The sequence below is a fragment of the Luteibacter mycovicinus genome (assembly GCF_000745235.1).
GTDB lineage: Bacteria > Pseudomonadota > Gammaproteobacteria > Xanthomonadales > Rhodanobacteraceae > Luteibacter > Luteibacter mycovicinus.
The window spans coordinates 4,011,751-4,027,000 of the sequence record NZ_JQNL01000001.1 but is presented as its reverse complement, the minus strand read 5'-3'; the positions used below and the strand labels follow the sequence as shown (position 1 = coordinate 4,027,000).

General features: G+C 64.2%; 15 protein-coding genes. 7 read left to right on the top strand and 8 right to left on the bottom strand.

Annotated features, from left to right (window positions below):
* Window positions 1–10 precede the first annotated feature (10 nt).
* From FA85_RS17950 to FA85_RS17910, 8 genes are all read right to left on the bottom strand, one after another.
* A complete protein-coding gene (locus tag FA85_RS17950; protein ID WP_081907518.1) occupies window positions 11–2,332 on the bottom strand; it encodes a heavy metal translocating P-type ATPase in 2,322 nt (773 codons plus the stop codon).
* On the bottom strand, window positions 2,329–2,745 hold the full coding sequence (locus tag FA85_RS17945; protein ID WP_036114224.1) for a heavy metal-responsive transcriptional regulator: 417 nt from the start codon (window positions 2,743–2,745) through the stop codon (window positions 2,329–2,331). Before FA85_RS17945 ends, FA85_RS17950 begins: the two co-directional genes overlap by 4 nt.
* 309 nt (window positions 2,746–3,054) lie before the next feature.
* Entirely contained in the window at window positions 3,055–3,360 is a 306-nt protein-coding gene (locus FA85_RS17940) for a DUF6678 family protein (protein ID WP_036114229.1), read from the bottom strand.
* A gap of 118 nt (window positions 3,361–3,478) precedes the next feature.
* A complete protein-coding gene (locus tag FA85_RS17935) occupies window positions 3,479–4,414 on the bottom strand; it encodes a tetratricopeptide repeat protein (protein WP_051943749.1) in 936 nt (311 codons plus the stop codon).
* Window positions 4,415–4,838: 424 nt separating this feature from the next.
* Window positions 4,839–7,592, bottom strand: a complete 2,754-nt coding sequence (locus FA85_RS17930) for a DUF6493 family protein (protein ID WP_051943750.1) — start codon at window positions 7,590–7,592, stop codon at window positions 4,839–4,841.
* Window positions 7,589–8,947: an SWIM zinc finger family protein gene (locus tag FA85_RS17920; protein WP_036114236.1), complete on the bottom strand. Its 1,359-nt coding sequence runs from the start codon at window positions 8,945–8,947 to the stop codon at window positions 7,589–7,591. The genes FA85_RS17930 and FA85_RS17920 overlap by 4 nt, the downstream gene beginning before the upstream one ends.
* Window positions 8,948–9,120: 173 nt before the next feature.
* Window positions 9,121–9,762 carry an NrsF family protein gene (locus tag FA85_RS17915; RefSeq protein ID WP_036114240.1) on the bottom strand — a complete coding sequence of 214 codons (642 nt, stop codon included), beginning with the start codon at window positions 9,760–9,762 and terminating at the stop codon, window positions 9,121–9,123.
* Window positions 9,759–10,322, bottom strand: coding sequence for a sigma-70 family RNA polymerase sigma factor (locus tag FA85_RS17910; RefSeq protein ID WP_036114244.1), 564 nt, complete (start codon window positions 10,320–10,322; stop codon window positions 9,759–9,761). The genes FA85_RS17915 and FA85_RS17910 overlap by 4 nt, the downstream gene beginning before the upstream one ends.
* 188 nt (window positions 10,323–10,510) lie before the next feature.
* Here FA85_RS17910 and FA85_RS17905 point away from each other — a divergent pair, with 188 nt between their 5' ends.
* The 7 genes from FA85_RS17905 (at window position 10,511) to FA85_RS21205 (ending at window position 14,822) form a co-directional block, all read left to right on the top strand.
* Window positions 10,511–10,780: a BufA1 family periplasmic bufferin-type metallophore gene (locus FA85_RS17905; RefSeq protein ID WP_036114246.1), complete on the top strand. Its 270-nt coding sequence runs from the start codon at window positions 10,511–10,513 to the stop codon at window positions 10,778–10,780.
* 7 nt (window positions 10,781–10,787) lie between these two features.
* The gene (gene bufB, locus FA85_RS17900) at window positions 10,788–11,624 is read left to right on the top strand and encodes an MNIO family bufferin maturase (protein ID WP_036114249.1); all 837 of its coding nucleotides are present in this window, start codon (window positions 10,788–10,790) and stop codon (window positions 11,622–11,624) included.
* Window positions 11,621–12,352, top strand: coding sequence for an HvfC/BufC N-terminal domain-containing protein (locus FA85_RS17895; RefSeq protein ID WP_036114253.1), 732 nt, complete (start codon window positions 11,621–11,623; stop codon window positions 12,350–12,352). The genes bufB (FA85_RS17900) and FA85_RS17895 overlap by 4 nt, the downstream gene beginning before the upstream one ends.
* Window positions 12,353–12,366: 14 nt before the next feature.
* On the top strand, window positions 12,367–12,831 hold the full coding sequence (locus FA85_RS17890) for a DoxX family protein (protein ID WP_036114257.1): 465 nt from the start codon (window positions 12,367–12,369) through the stop codon (window positions 12,829–12,831).
* 91 nt (window positions 12,832–12,922) lie between these two features.
* Window positions 12,923–13,192, top strand: coding sequence for a BufA2 family periplasmic bufferin-type metallophore (gene bufA2, locus FA85_RS17885; protein WP_036117863.1), 270 nt, complete (start codon window positions 12,923–12,925; stop codon window positions 13,190–13,192).
* 50 nt (window positions 13,193–13,242) lie between these two features.
* Entirely contained in the window at window positions 13,243–14,076 is an 834-nt protein-coding gene (gene bufB / locus FA85_RS17880; RefSeq protein WP_036114259.1) for an MNIO family bufferin maturase, read from the top strand.
* Window positions 14,073–14,822 (top strand): HvfC/BufC N-terminal domain-containing protein, encoded by a 750-nt coding sequence (locus FA85_RS21205; RefSeq protein ID WP_051943751.1) that lies wholly within the window; start codon window positions 14,073–14,075, stop codon window positions 14,820–14,822. The genes bufB (FA85_RS17880) and FA85_RS21205 overlap by 4 nt, the downstream gene beginning before the upstream one ends.
* Window positions 14,823–15,250: the final 428 nt, after the last annotated feature.

Here is a 15,250-nt window from a genome sequence, read left to right as displayed (position 1 = left end):
AGGCGCGCTCCTACAAAGTGCTGTGGCGCAGGCGTAGTGCGTTCGCTACCACCGACACCGAGCTCAGGCTCATCGCCAGTGCGGCGATCATCGGTGACAGCGTCAGTCCGAACACCGGGTACAACACGCCCGCCGCCACCGGCACACCTACCGCGTTGTAGACGAACGCGAAGAACAGGTTCTGCCGGATGTTTTTCACGGTCGCATCCGACAGAGCGCGAGCACGGGCGATGCCGGCGAGGTCGCCCTTCAGCAGCGTGACCGAAGCGTTCTCGATGGCGATATCGCTGCCATTGCCCATGCCTATACCGATATCGGCCACCGCCAGCGCCGGTGCATCGTTCACACCGTCACCCGCCATGGCCACGACGGCACCGCTTGCCTTCAGCGACGCCACGATGCGCGCCTTGTCTTCCGGCGATGCGCCAGCGTGTACGTCATCGATCGGCAACGAGGCTGCTACCGCTTTCGCGGTGGCCGCGTTATCGCCCGTCAGCATCACCAGCTTGACGCCGGCCTCATGCAAGGCCTCGAGCGCCGGCTTCGTCGACGGCTTGACCGCGTCCGAGAAGGAAAAAACCGCCGCCAGTCGTCCGTCGATCGCGAGGTACATCGCGGTGGCACCCCTTGCACGTGCTTTCGAAGCCACGTCATGCGCGGCACCGAGCTCGACACGCTCGTTTTCCATCAGCCGGCCGTTGCCGACGGCTACATCGCGGCCCTCGACGCGACCGCTCACGCCGCGCCCGACGTAGACCTGGAATCCCGACACGGCGGCGATGGTTACGCCCTCCCCTTCCGCCGCCGCGACGATAGCCGCCGCCAGCGGATGCTCGCTGGGACGCTCGACGGCAGCGGCCATTGCCAGTGCGGTGGCACGATCGACCCCGAACGTACGCACATCGGCCAGCGTCGGCTTGCCTTCGGTCAGCGTGCCGGTCTTGTCGAAGACCAGTGTGTCGATATCCCGCAGCCGTTCGATCGCTCCGGCATCGCGAAACAGCACGCCCGCCTGGGCACCACGACCGCTCGCCACCATGATCGACATCGGCGTCGCAAGGCCGAGGGCGCAGGGACACGCGATGATGAGAACCGAGACGGCCGCCACCAGTGCATGCGTCAACGCCGGCTGCGGACCCACCCACCACCAGGCCGCGAACGCCAGGATCGCGGCGACGACGACCAGCGGGACGAACCACGCCGCCACCTTGTCCGCGACGCGCTGCAACGGCGCGCGTGAGCGTTGCGCTTCGGCGACCATCGCCACGATGCGAGACAACACCGTGTCCGTACCGACATGATCGACTCGCATCGTCAGCGCGCCGTGCTGGTTCTGCGTGCCGCCGGTCAGCCGGTCATGCGCATGCTTGGCCACGGGCATCGCCTCGCCCGTAAGCATGGCTTCATCGACGTGGCTCTCGCCATCCAGCACGGTGCCGTCGACCGGTACTTTCTCGCCCGGACGCACGCGAAGCGTGTCACCGACGCGCAGGGCATCTATCGCGACATCCTCTTCGTGGCCATCGCTGCCGACGCGACGTGCCGTCTTCGGCACGAGACCCAATAAACCTCGCAGCGCTTCACCGGTGCGCCGACGGGCGCCCAACTCGAGGAGGTCACCCAGCGTCACCAGTGTCACGATCACGGCCGCGGATTCGAAATAGACCGCGACCTGCCCATGCATGTCGCGCATGGCCGGGGGAAACTTGCCGGGGAGAAGAAAAGCGATCGTGCTGTAAAGCCAGGCGACGCCCGTACCCAGGGCGATCAACGTATACATGTTCGGCGACCACGGCTTGAGCGACCGCCAGCCACGGACGAAAAACGGCGCGCCGCCCCACAGCACCACGACCGTCGCCAGGATCGCCTCGACCCAGCCGAGGATCGCCGCCCACGGCTGATGCCATGCCTGCCCCGCAAGATGCGGAATCATGGCGATCAGGAACACGGGCACCGTCAAGGCGACAAGCAGCGCCAGCCGACGGCCCATCGAGCGCACCTCACCGTCGTCGTCATCCAGGCTCGGCATCGCCGGCTCGAGCGCCATGCCGCACTTCGGGCATGAGCCCGGGCCTTCCTGCCGCACGTCCGGGTGCATGGGACAGGTGTAGATCGTCCCGGCGGGCGCAGGTGCCGCCGGGGCCTTCGGGCCGAGGAAGGCCATCGGGTCGGCGGCGAATCGTTCGCGGCAGCGGCCGCAGCAGAAGTGATACTCCTGGCCGTCATGCGTCGCGTGGTGTGCGGTCTTTGCAGGATCTACCGTCATGCCGCACACGGGATCGATCGCGGTCGCCGGCTCGGCGGCCGCGTGGTGCGCGCAGCAGGAACTCATGCGTTCGGCTCCGCCAGCGCCTTGAGGATGGGACAGTCTTCAGGCGCACCGTGTCCCGGGCACGCCTCGACCAGTTCAGAGAGGCCATCGCGGACACGCTGGAGTTCGGCGATGCGCTCGTCGATGGCCTGAAGGCGCGCTGCGGCGCGTTCGCGGACGCCCACGACACCGCCGTGGCGGTCGGCCGAGAGGGCCAGCAGTTCGCGGATTTCCTCGAGGGTGAAGCCAAGGTCCTTCGCTCGACGGATGAAGCGCAGGCGGGACACCGCACCCTGGTCGTATTCACGGTAACCCGAGGGGCGGCGCTTCGGCTCGGGAAGGAGGCCTTCCCGCTCGTAGAACCGAATGGTGTCGATGGCGACGCCCGCGCTCTGCGCGATGCGGCCGATGGTGAGGGAGCTTTGGCTGGTCATGGGATAAGTCTAGACCCTTTATCCAGGTCCAGAGTCAAGCGATTGGGCTCATGGAGCCTGCCGCTTCGGAGAATGGGAGAGCCCCTGTCCTGCAGCCCATACACTAGGTCGGGTGGAACCGCGACGCAACCGGAGCATTCGCCCGTTCCCCTTACGGTCTCCGCGAGATACCCGAGATCGGCGACAGCCAGGACGATGGTTTAGCGTTCGATTTGCCCAGGCATTCACACTTCATCGGAGCACGCGGTTCCGCTGGAAGCAGACGCTCGTAATCGACCGGATGCGACCGGACAGCGACATGCCAAGCAGTTACAGGTACTCACATGCCATCGTTTCGGGAAGGTGCCCGAAGACTTTGAAGCCCACGTCGGTCTTGATGCCGGGCAGATGGATAGCTCGCAAAGCAGCGAGCAACCTCGAGGCCTGTTCATCGTTCGCAGGCCTGACCTCGACCCACTCGATGTCCTCATAGCTGCCATCCATGAAATGGTAGAACCATTCCGAGTCCCAGTCGGACTCGTAGCCGGACCCCACCATTCTGACGCGCCACGCAGGACCTGGCTTTTCCAGCTCCAACATAGCGGCTCGAAGCTCTTTCCACTTCGTGTTGTTCATAGTCGGATGCATGGGGCACGCTTGTTTTCTTGGTGAATGCTGACCATATGATACCGCCCGGTATCCTCGCATAGAGCCGTCGATGGCTCCGCTGCTCGTGGTGTAGTGCAGGGCGGAATTAACGAAAAGCTATGCCCGCCAACGCGCACTCGAACCGCAGCAGGCGGTTTTTGTCGCCCGATCCGACGCGTCGACTCAGCAACCCACCGCGGCCAGAACTCCACTGCATAAGCAACTTTCGCGCGGCAGCGGGTTCTGTTGTGCTGATCCCGATGACATGAATGTCTGGCCAAGGTGGCGGCGTGACGTCGTCAGTTGCGTGTTCATGCGGCACCCCTTCGCTGCACTGTCGGCACAAGATCCGAACGTTGGAAGTCCAGACCTCATGATCGACCTGCGCCATGTCTAGCGCCGTAGTCAAGGCTTCGAGATCAGCGGCGTCATCCGTGTGCACCTCGGCCTCATAGGTGCTGTTAGCGGAAGGCTCAAACAGCTCCAGGACGTTGAAGACCGAGTAGGTCCGACCCTTGGACTGACGTTCGCCGACGGGTGCGCCATCGTGCAGAACGACATCGCCAGCCCTGAAGCCAGATTTTGGGTAAGGAATGTTGCGGATGACGACGCGTACCGGGTCTATGCGCGTTCCCCACACGACCTCGCCGTTGTCATCAGGATTCAGGCGCACAGGCGCGATGCCAAAGTTTCCCTGGATTGGCCCGTCACCCTCGGGAATGCGCAAACCGACGCGATGCCAGGCTTCGCGTGCAGCAGTCCAGTCACGCAGGGCCGTCGCAGCGATGCCCATGTTCCAGTTCGCCGCCTCGTCATCAGGCCGAAGATCTGAAGCGCGTCGGTTATGGTAAAGCGATTCCACCCATGCGCCGCGGTACTTGTGCACGAGGCCGATATTGTAGTGCGTCGAGGCGCGCTCTGGGTCCAGCGCCAGCGCGCGCTCGTACAGAGCCATGGCACAATCCAAATTGTCCAGAGCCCGGGCCTCGTCGAGCAGCTTGTCGACGGCCTCGCGAGACGTAAATGCCTGTGGTTCACTCAATTGAGGCTGCCCTTATCGCGGTGGTTGTGGCGCCAGTACGCGCGTCGGCGTCGCTGCGTGGACTATTGTAAAACGGCCATCTAAAAGTGGCAGCTTTTGCCCATTATGAGCGGTTGCGATCGTCAATCTGAAAGCGGAACGGCCTGGACCCAGTGGTACCCGCTGCGCGCAGGCCGACGAACATTCGCTACGCAGCTCTGCGAGCCAGTCGACGCCAGGTCAGCCATCCTACGATCGGACCCAGGCACGGCGCAACGATGCACGCTAATCCGAACGCCGCCATACTCGGCAGATCACAATGCTGTTGCTGTGGCGGACAACGAAACAGAGATGACATGGCGAAGAAGGTCGCCAGCCAGAGCAGTGGCATGGAGGCCAACGCCGCCATGCAAGCGATGAAGACGCGCCAAGCAGGGCTCATGCATCAGGGTCTACGGCAGAAATTGAGAGGCCCGGACACTGGCGCAGCGACAAAGGCGGCACTTCGTAAAGTCAGCAGTGCTTTCCTGAGCGCGGCGCTGCGGCCGGTTACCTTGAGCACGGGCAGCACCGCGCGTAGGTTCTCGCCAGGCTCCATACCGGTTTCCAGCAGCAGCTCGTGCAGCAGCGACAGCAGCAGGGCTGTGTCGCGCGGTGGATCGTCTGCCCGGGCCGCGACCAGCGCTTCAAGCAGCCGGATGATCACGGGAGGCATACCGGGTGCAATTCGTGCTGCAGTAGCCAGCGCTTTAGCATAGCGTGAGGCACGGACATGCTCGCCCGCCAATAGCAAAGCCATGTCCACCCCCAGTGCATTGATATCGATCCGGGCATCGAGCACCGTCTGCGCGAGTGCATCGATAGCCAGCGCCAGTTGTCCCGGCTCTTTACCGGCCAGCGCGAGGGCGATCAGCAATGTTCCTGGTGGGCCCGGTGTGACGGTGGGTTCAAGTAGAGGCGCAAGGTAGGCGCGGTTCTGCCATTGCGCTTCCGACCAGTCCAGATTGTTACCCAGCAGCCTGCAACCGGCGGCGAAAAAAGTGTGCAGACAGCCGGGCGCCAGCGTCGCCCAGAAGCGGATCAGCGCTTCGTCGGTCCCTGCGTAATTGAAATGCTGCGACGCATAGCGCGGTACAAACGTTGCCGGCTGATGCCCATGCAACGCTATGAGCAAGCGGTCTGCGCCCTCCGGCACGAAGCCGTCATCGACGATGATCCGGCGGTGGACGTATTCACCTGACGCCGATGTCCGCGTATCAACATGCCACCTGAAAACCGGCGCGCGGGTGGTATCCGGGCCCAGATCGCCCAGCGCGGCGAGCAGTATCGGGTCGTCGTTGCCAGGGTGACGGGCACGCGATGCCGCCACCATCAAGGGCATGTCGAGCTCGCCGCCGTCCAGCGTGTCGCCGAGCGCGTAGCGGAAGGCGCGCAGCAGTGGCGAATCCGGCAGCGCGCGCAGGTCTGGTTTCGACCCGGTGGGTGGGGCCAGCCGCATCAGGGCGCGAATACCGGCACGCCGCGCGGGCAATACTCCCGCTGCCGCATGGGCAGCGATGCGCATGGCCAGACGATGTGGATCGATAAAGCCACCCTGGTGGGTTGCGGCATCCAAGGGCTCAAGCCCGGCACCGTGTTGCGCGGTCGCGACCGTATCCATCACGCGGTCGAGAATGTCGATATCGATACCTGGGTGTTCGCCGTATGCATCGACCTGCCGCTCGTAAGGCAGCACAGTGACATCGAGCAACACCGCCACGATCTGGCCAAGCGCCTGGGTCAGTGGCTTGCGCAGCCGCTTGAGTCGCTTCGCAGCCGGGGCGAGGCGTTCGCGCGTGCGAGCGTCGAGCGGGGCCATCCGCGTAAGCGCGGTTACCACGGCTTCGAAGGCATCGATGTCGGTGCCGTTTTCGAACACATAGGCAATGCGCTCTGCCAGCGTGTCGACATCGTCGATGCTCGGCACTTCGCGCGAGGGATCGCAGGGCCCGGGCAGGAGCGGAGTGCTCAGCGACACGTCCAACGTGGCGTGCGGCGTTTCCGGCCGCGCGCCCGCCAGGGCGGCCAGCGCTACCCGGTTTGACGCAGCGACGGCGGCCAGATAGTCGTTGAGCGTGTCGCGCAGGCTGTCGTCCAGTGCGAGGTTGCCAAGCAGTTTGATCGCTTTCGCCTGCACTGCGGCATCCGAGTGGCCCAGCGCATCAGCCAACAGCCGCGCGGCCGCGTTTGCGGCATGCGGCTCACTGCGAAGGCGTCGCTCGATCATTTTCATCGCCAACAGCGCGTGGCCTTTGGCCGCAGCGTGCATCGCGGGTGCAAGCGCATCGAGCAGATCGGTGGTGGCGAGGGGGTGATTCGCATCGACCGCGTCGATGACCTTCAAGGCCATACCAACCGTCGGTGGGATACGGCTGCGGCAGAGCGCCAGATAGCGGGGCAACCGGGCGTGGAGTTCATCAAGCGTAGGCGCCATGCGCTCATGGAACCGGGAGAACCACCCTGAACGGAACTGCGGCCAGTCCTGTGCCAGGGCATCCAGCGCCTTATCCAGCAATACATGGCGACCGAACTGCGCTTGCGACCACGGCGAATGGAAGAAGCCAAGCCAGGCGTCCTGGCGGTATTTATCGATCGCAGCGAGGCTGGCGTCCGATGTTCCCTCGATCTCCATGACGCGGAGGATCACCGGATGCAGCGTCGGGTCGGCTGCTACATACGCTTCGAGCGACGCTTTCTTCTGGTAGATCGCGTATGTCGGCAGATCCATCATCAGCAGCGTGTGCGAGTCGCTGTCAGGCCGCTGCATCAACCCGTGTTCGATAAACGGATTGATGTAGTGCAGCGAGGGCCACGGCCCGCTCATCAGCGCATCACCGAGGCCTTCCAGGCAGGGCGGCGCAAATTCACGGGCCAGCGGAGCGGCATCTTCGATGCGAATACGGTGATCCGCGACATCCTTTGCGGTTCCGCACACAAACAGCGCGGCTTGCGTGGCACGTTCGCGGTCACGCAGCGGCTGTTTCATTTCCCACGGGAGGTGCGGGTCGTCTTGCTTCGCCAGGACGCGCAGCGTTGCGCGTAGCGCCTTTGCGAGGCCCGGACGATTTTCCTGTGGTATGTCACGCAGCGCTGCGATCACTGCCGCTGTGTCACCTTGCGACATCGCATGCTCAAGTGCTTCAGGGACGGCTTCGCTCATGCGCGGGCTTCCCAGGCGCTGCGCGCCGCTAGCACGTGTTTACACGGGCCGCGTTCCGCGCCGTGCCGTGCGAACCAGGGGCACGTGCAGCGTATCTCGGCATCCACGGCGCGAACGCGGTGCGCCCCGCCGTCGCTGTCTACAGTGGCGGCGAACACGGGGCCATCGTCGAGATGTACGGCAGCGTGTTCCAGCAGCTCCCTGGCAGCGGCAAGGCGCGGGTGGGCGTCTTCGATGCCCGACAGGTCAAAGGGCAGGACGCGATGGAAATAGCCTTGCTCTGCGACGTCATAACCGACGAGGCCGGAAGCACCCAGGGCGTGCAAGGCATCCGCTACGCGCTCACCGGGCAGTCCCGTGGAGAGAGCCAGATCGTCGACACGCAACAGGTGTTGCCAGTTGAGCTGGGCGCGCACGCGGTCGAGCACCGAGTGGTTCCCAGCGTTGCCGAGGCGCATCAGCGCGTACAACGACTGGCCCTCGCCGGAGAAGCCTCGCCATGTCTCGGCGCTCAGCACCAGACTGACCCTCATGCCATCGAAATCCAGCACCCAGGCGCTGGCCTGATTTGACAGGTCGGCATAGACGCGGAGGTGGCGGACGCCCGGCAGCAACGGTTCCAGTACCCGTAGCCGGGTACTGTCCGTCACGCGCACGCCGCCCTCGACCGCGCGCGTGGTCGTGATCAGGCCCGCCGCCCCACGGGCTATCCACAGTGGCGTACGGGCCGTCGACGCGCGCGGAAGCGCCCGGAGAAAACGCAGGGACTCTACGGAACCGGCCTCGAGACGGGGCGTCATTCCCGCCTGGAACGCTTGTACCTCCAGCATGCCGCGTACCCAGCGCTCTGGCAGGGCCACCTTCCGTTCGGTTACGGAACCGTTGGAGGTCGCCAGGGTCAGTTCGCCGGAGCCTACCGAAAGCCCCAGCCCGTGGTCATCGCGAACGCGGGCAAGGGCGGCGCGCATCGGTGCATTGAAATCCACGTTGGTGGTGCCTTTGCCGGTCACCTCACCGGCATACCCTTCTGGCCCCAGGTCGACGCGTATATAAGCGCTGCAGCAGGCAGAGAAGCCCTCGAAGCGGAGTACGCCTCCGCCGGAGGTAACGACCGGGTCAGCCAGCGCGATGCGCTTTGCCAACATGTTGGGTGGCGTAAAGAAGCGCGATCCGACGATCAGGTGCACCGCCGTCAGCGCGTCGGCCACCAGCCTTGGCTGATGGACGCGGCCTTCGAAGAAGTGAGACGTCGGCAGGGCACCCGTCGCGCTGGTAACTAACGCGAGATGCGGGCCGCTACGATCGTCGAGCGCCGACGCGCCCGCGTAGCGGTAGGCGTGCTGTACCTCGGCCATGAGTGCGCTCCTTCCCGTCCAGCCGGCATTAGAACCGATCGACCGCGCGAATGGGAGAGGGTCTCGCTGCACCTCCCCCGTATGTCGAGACCTCACATGCGCTCACACTACAGCTTCCCTGATGGAGAGACTGCCCTGAACACGACGGCAGGCGCAGGCGCAGATCTCTCGCTCTACCAACGCAAAACCCGCGGCCCCAGCAACGCACCCACCACCGAGGGCACCAACATCCCAAGCAAATACCAGACCGACCAGAACGGCGGCGCCATTTCCGGACAATGCAGGCAGTAGGCAACGGCGGAGGTCGCACCGGCCAGCAATCCCGCAGCGGCTCCCGCCAGGCGCAGCCGCACGGGCGCCATACCGCGCACAGCCCACAACATCGCGGCAAACGGCGGTATGGACAGGACGGCGATGATGATCGAGCACACCTTCCAGGTATGACCGAGCAACAACGGCACGCGGGCATCGACGTCCGCGCCGGCGAGCACGATGCCTGCGGCGATCCAGGCGATCACGGCCGGTATCAGGATGGCGGTCCATCCCGCACCCACCGACACGCCCGGACGCGACAGCCGGAGCGTCACGAGCAGGGCACCGCCGCCGAGGGCCACCGCGAATCCGAGCCGGAACCAGAAGACCGGCATGGAGACCACCTCGCCGAGATCCGGACGGATACCCAGAAAGACCGCCATCAACACCGTGGCCGACGACAATCCGATGAGGATGGCTACCGCGAAGCGCCAGGGCGGGACACGCCGATCGACCGGTGTCGTCTGGCTTGCCAGCAGGGAGATCAGATCGTCGGTCTTCATGTCAGGCCTCGAATGCGCGTGGCGAGGGCCTTGAGGCCGCGGTGTATGCCGACTTTGACCGCCGATTCGGACAATCCGCTGCGAGACGCGGCTTCGGCCACGGACAAGCCCTGAAGCTTGACCAGTTCGATCGGGAGGCGATGGCGCTCAGGCAGGGTGACCAGTAACTCGCCGAGATCGCGCCTTGCTTCAGCCGGCTCCAGGTCGACAGTACCGAAGAGGTTATCGTCTTCCCAGAGGGGCTCGTGCAATGCCTCTCGTCGCGCGTGCGCGCGAAAGAAATCCATCAGCTTGTACCGGGTAATGGCATAGACCCAGGCCGTCAGTGACTGATCGTCCTGATAGGTGTGCCGTGCGTTATGAATGGCCAGCAGGGCCTCCTGCAGTACGTCCTCAACATCGGCCGGAGCCTTCGGCAGTCGGCGACGCAGGTATGCACGCAAGTGCGACGACAGCCTGCCGAGGAAAAGGCGGTACTGCGCGGCATCACCGCTCAGCCCTTGCAGGAAACACCAGCGCAGTTCGACCTCGGCGGAGGTGGTGGCGTCATTATCGGACATCGTCCCGCCTGTGGTCACCCGAACACGGGCATCTCGGAGTGTAACGCTGGAGGTAACGGGAGTTCATAGTCACTATTCGCGTCCGCGCCCCATCCGGTTACACCTCGCGATGTCCGGGTGTAACCAGCGGGCCCTTTCGAGCGAATTCTCCTGTACCGGACGCCGTGTCCGGATCCAAGGAGACCGCCATGAACCATCGCCACATCGCTTCCCTCGCCCTGACCTTCGCCGCCCTGACCGCCGGTGTCGCTCACGCCGACGCCGCCAAACCCGCCGTCGAAAAATGCTGGGGTGTCGCCAAGGCCGGCCAGAACGACTGTGCCGCCGGCCCCGGTACGACCTGCGCTGGTACCGCGAAGGCGGATTATCAGAAGAACGCGTGGAAGAACGTCCCGGCCGGCACGTGTACCGCCATCAAGACCCCCAAGGGCAACGGCTCCCTGACCAAGGTCGGTTGAGCTCGCCATGACCCTCGCACCCACCGCGGGTATCGGTTTCAAGCCCCAGCACGCCGACGACGTCTTCGCTTGTGCGTCGCCGGCCCTTTGGCTCGAGATCCATCCGGAAAACTACGCGGTGGATGGTGGGCCGCGACTGGCCCTGCTGGATGCGCTCGCGTCGCGGTTCCCGCTGTCGCTGCACGGGGTCTCCCTGTCACTGGCCGGGGAGACCCCGCCCGATCCCGTGTGGCTGCGGCGACTGAGGACCCTCATCGAGCGAACGCAGCCCGTTCTGGTATCGGAGCACCTCGCGTGGTCATCGTGGGACGGGAACTATCTTCCCGACCTGCTTCCCTTCCCCCGGACGCACGAGGCCCTGTCGAGAATCGTCGAGCACGTCGACCGGACGCAGACGGCACTCGGGCGGCGCATCTCGCTTGAAAACCCATCCCATTACCTCCCGATCGACGGGCACGAGTGGAGCGAGACGGCATTTCTGGCCGAGCTTGCCAGACGCACGGGATGCGGTCTGTTGCTGGATATGAACAACGTCCACGTCAGCGCCCGAAATCTTGCCGCCGATGCCCACGACTACATCGATGCCTTCCCTCTTTCGTTCGTCACCGAGATTCATCTGGCCGGACACGCATTCGACGAGGGAATCGAAGGCCTCCTGATCGATTCGCACGATGCACCGGTCGCCACCGAGGTGTGGGACCTCTACAGCTACACACTGCAAAAGACAGGTCCGGTGCCGACCCTGATAGAGCGCGATGGCAACGTTCCATCGTTCCCGACGCTGCTGGCCGAGCGCGATATCGCTCAGGCGATTCTTGCCAATGCGCACGGACGGACGCCATGACGTCCGCGTCTTTCCAGCAAGCGTTCGCGGAGGCTCTAGGGGCGGATGGCAGCCGCACGGCGTTCTCCGACCATCCTGCGTTCGCCGTGTATCGCAACACGGTAATGCGTGGGTGCATCGATGCCCTCGAAGCCAACTACCCTGCGGTATCGTGTCTCGTGGGGCGCGACTGGTTCCGGTCGGCGGCAGCCATCTTCGTCGGCGAAGATCCGCCGCGCGACGCGCGACTCGTGGCCTACGGCGAACGCTTCGCCGACTTCCTCGCGAGGTTCGCACCCGCCTTCGAACTGCCCTATTTACCCGATGTCGCACGCCTCGACCGCTTGTGGACGGAGAGCTACATCGCGCCCGACGCATCGCACCTCGACGTAGCATCCTGGCGACAGGCGGATCCCGCCGCCATGGCGTCATGGCATCTCACGGTCCATCCGGCGACGCGCACGTTCGCCTCCGACCTGCCTGCCTTTTCCATCTGGTCACCCAGCCGGGCCGGTGAGGCCGTCCATGGCGATCTCGTGTGGGAGCCGGAGACTGTACTGGTTACCCGGCGCAATCACGAAGTACGCGTCACGCCAGCCAGTCCCGCCGTGTTGTCTCTCGTGCATGCGTGTGAGGCCGGTCTGTCGCTGGCCGATGCGATCCGTACAACCAACGATGCTCATCCCGGCACCCGCATCGACCTGCTCGTCCCCCTCCTCGTCGAGGCGGGTGCCTTCGCCTCACCCTGAAGGATCCGATTCCCATGAACGAACCACGCTCTTTCTCCGGCAATTCCGTGCGCGCACGGTGGAACGCGATCGCCGGAGCCGTCGAATCCCACATCGGCCACAGCTTCCTGGCCTTGGTAGCCCGCGTCTCCATCGCCGCGATCTTCTTCCAGTCCGGACGCACGAAGGTCGAAGGTTTTCTGACCATCACGGAGAGCACGTACGAACTGTTCCGCACGGAATACAAGCTTCCGCTGGTGCCGCCGGAAATCGCGGCGCACATGTCCGCCTATGTCGAAACCTTTGTACCCGTACTCCTGGTGCTGGGCATCATGACGCGCCTCTCCGCCACCGTTCTCCTCGGCATGACGACCATCATCGAGATCTTCGTGTATCCCGACGCATGGCCTACCCATCTGTCCTGGGCGGCCATCCTGCTGTACCTGATCGCACGCGGAGGCGGACGCGTGTCGCTCGATCATGCATTCGGCATTCGCTGAACGCGAAAAGATAGTGCGGGCAGCTGTAACCGAATAGCCACCGGCAACGAATCAATCAATGCCACTTCCGGCACACCTTCTGGAGAACGCCATGAATACCGCCACCCACAGCATCGCCGCGGCTGCCGCCCTCTTCGCCGTCTCCGCCGCCGCCATCAGCGCACCGGCACAGGCCGCCGAACAGGCAGCCGGCAAGACCGTTCACTGTTATGGCATCAACAGCTGCAAGGGGACGTCCGATTGCAAGTCGGGCAATCACCAGTGCAAGGGGCAGAACGAATGCAAGGGCCAGGGCTTCAAGGCCGTCTCCGTGCAGGAGTGCAAGGCACAGAACGGCAGCACCACGCCGCCCGCGGCCTGATCGTCGGGCCCGGCCGATATACACGGCCGGGCCACCTTGAAGGACTGTCGATGCAACCGACCATACCTCCACCGTTTCAGGGTTACGGGCTCGGGCTTCGCGTACCTCACTACGCCGAATTCCTCGCGCGTCAGCAGCCGGTGGATTTCGTCGAAGTCATCTCGGAAAACTTCATGGTCGAAGGCGGCCGGCCCCTGGATACGCTTGCGCGCATCCGTGACCGCTACGAAGTCGCTTTGCACGGCGTATCCATGAATCTGGGCTCGGACGACGGTGTCGACCTCGACTATCTCAGACGCCTGCGCGCGCTGGCCGACACCATAGAGCCCCTGTGGCTATCCGATCACGTTTCCTGGACCGGTGTCGGCGGCATCAACTCCCACGACCTGCTCCCTCTTCCCTATACGGTCGAAGCGCTCGATGTCCTCGCCAGAAACGTGCTCGATGCGCAGGACGCCCTCGGACGCGCACTCGTGCTCGAGAACCCGTCGACCTATCTGTCGTTTTCCGACAACACCATGGATGAACCGGGCTTCCTGAAGGCACTGTGCGAACGCACGGGATGCTTTCTTCTTCTCGACGTCAACAACATCGTCGTCAGCGCGACCAATCATGGACTCGATACCGAAGCATGGATCGAGCGCTTACCCCTGGACCGTGTGCGCCAGATCCATCTGGCAGGTCACAGCCAGGGCGTGGACATGCTCGTCGACACGCACGACGCCCCGGTGCCCGAGACCGTATGGGATTTGTACCGGCGATTCGTCCCGCGCCTCGGCGAGGTCGCCGTCATGATTGAGCGTGATGACCACATTCCGCCATTGCCCGAGTTGCTGTCGGAACTCGACCGGGCGCGACGACCGGCGATCGTCACGACGCCATGAGTCTGGGCGACCTCCAGCGCCGCCTGCTCACGGCGGTCATGACCGGACGCCCGGTGCCCGAGCTGTCGGCGGCGGGCCAGCGCGTGTATGCAAACAACGTTCGCGGTCAGCTGCTGGCCGCGTTGCGCGATACCTACGAGAAATGCGCGGCGTGGCTGGGCGACGACGTCTTCCACGTGCACGCCGGGGCCTATATCGAAGCACATGGTTCAACGTCCTGGTCGCTGGATCATTACGGCAGCGACTTTCCGGACTATCTCGCGCGAGCCTTCCCGGAAAGGCTCGAACTGAGTGAACTGGCGTGGCTCGAATGGGCGCTTCGCACCGCATTTTCAGGAAGAAACGCTTCAGGCCTAGCGCTCGAGGAACTGCACGTGAGGGATTGGGATGGCGTCCAGTTCTCGTTCGTTCCTACCCTCATGTACCGACAGCTGCACACGAACGCTCCCGCTCTCTGGGCCGGCATCGCGACCGGCCAGGGAATACATACACGTCCATCCGACAGCGCGACCGATAACGGTCACGGCGTCCGCGTCTGGCGGCATGAGCTGACGCCACGTTTCGTTTCTATGACGCGTGCGGAACACGCGTGCCTCGACCTCGTGGTAGCGGGCGCAACGTTTGGCGAAGTCTGCGAGTGGCTGTCCTCGACGGCGCGTGAGAAAGACGTCGCCTCGGCGGCGGGATCGCTGCTTCGTGCCTGGGCGACCGACGGGTTGATTACCGGTGTGCGGGAAACCGGCTGACCCCTCGTCCATTTTCGAGCCCGAGTTTTTGCAGCGCAGCGTGACACAAACGCGCAATAACGGCTTAATTCTCCACAGGGGATTTAGATCGATCTAAGTGTGTGATCCACGTCACGTCGCTCAAGCGATGACGTGGACGACCTGGATCGTGGGGTGGGGACAGTCTGGGGATGACGCATAACGCGTGGCTTCCCACAACGCTGCTTCCTGTCGGGCCTTGGGTGGGGATTTGGGAAGCTGTCGCATGAACGCACGAAACGATCGTATCGCCGTGAAACGAGCCTGCGCGAGGAGTGCTGCCTGTTTCCCACGGTGAGGGATGCTGACCGTTACACGGGTCTCGCGCAGGCGCGCTCCTACGACCCCGTGTTGGAAAACGGTGGTTGCGCAGGCGGGCATCCGCTTTAACCCATAGAAAACCGCAGAGA

Excerpts from the sequence above, each read along its gene's own strand:
- FA85_RS17910 (WP_036114244.1), bottom strand. The coding sequence starts at position 10,322 with ATGTCCGATAATGACGCCACCACCTCCGCCGAGGTCGAACTGCGCTGG.
- FA85_RS17950 (WP_081907518.1), bottom strand. The coding sequence starts at position 2,332 with ATGAGTTCCTGCTGCGCGCACCACGCGGCCGCCGAGCCGGCGACCGCG.
- FA85_RS17945 (WP_036114224.1), bottom strand. The coding sequence starts at position 2,745 with ATGACCAGCCAAAGCTCCCTCACCATCGGCCGCATCGCGCAGAGCGCG.
- FA85_RS17920 (WP_036114236.1), bottom strand. The coding sequence starts at position 8,947 with ATGGCCGAGGTACAGCACGCCTACCGCTACGCGGGCGCGTCGGCGCTC.
- FA85_RS17915 (WP_036114240.1), bottom strand. The coding sequence starts at position 9,762 with ATGAAGACCGACGATCTGATCTCCCTGCTGGCAAGCCAGACGACACCG.
- FA85_RS17940 (WP_036114229.1), bottom strand. The coding sequence starts at position 3,360 with ATGAACAACACGAAGTGGAAAGAGCTTCGAGCCGCTATGTTGGAGCTG.
- FA85_RS17930 (WP_051943750.1), bottom strand. The coding sequence starts at position 7,592 with ATGAGCGAAGCCGTCCCTGAAGCACTTGAGCATGCGATGTCGCAAGGT.
- bufA2 (WP_036117863.1), top strand. The coding sequence starts at position 12,923 with ATGAATACCGCCACCCACAGCATCGCCGCGGCTGCCGCCCTCTTCGCC.
- FA85_RS17890 (WP_036114257.1), top strand. The coding sequence starts at position 12,367 with ATGAACGAACCACGCTCTTTCTCCGGCAATTCCGTGCGCGCACGGTGG.
- bufB (WP_036114259.1), top strand. The coding sequence starts at position 13,243 with ATGCAACCGACCATACCTCCACCGTTTCAGGGTTACGGGCTCGGGCTT.
- bufB (WP_036114249.1), top strand. The coding sequence starts at position 10,788 with ATGACCCTCGCACCCACCGCGGGTATCGGTTTCAAGCCCCAGCACGCC.
- FA85_RS21205 (WP_051943751.1), top strand. The coding sequence starts at position 14,073 with ATGAGTCTGGGCGACCTCCAGCGCCGCCTGCTCACGGCGGTCATGACC.
- FA85_RS17895 (WP_036114253.1), top strand. The coding sequence starts at position 11,621 with ATGACGTCCGCGTCTTTCCAGCAAGCGTTCGCGGAGGCTCTAGGGGCG.
- FA85_RS17905 (WP_036114246.1), top strand. The coding sequence starts at position 10,511 with ATGAACCATCGCCACATCGCTTCCCTCGCCCTGACCTTCGCCGCCCTG.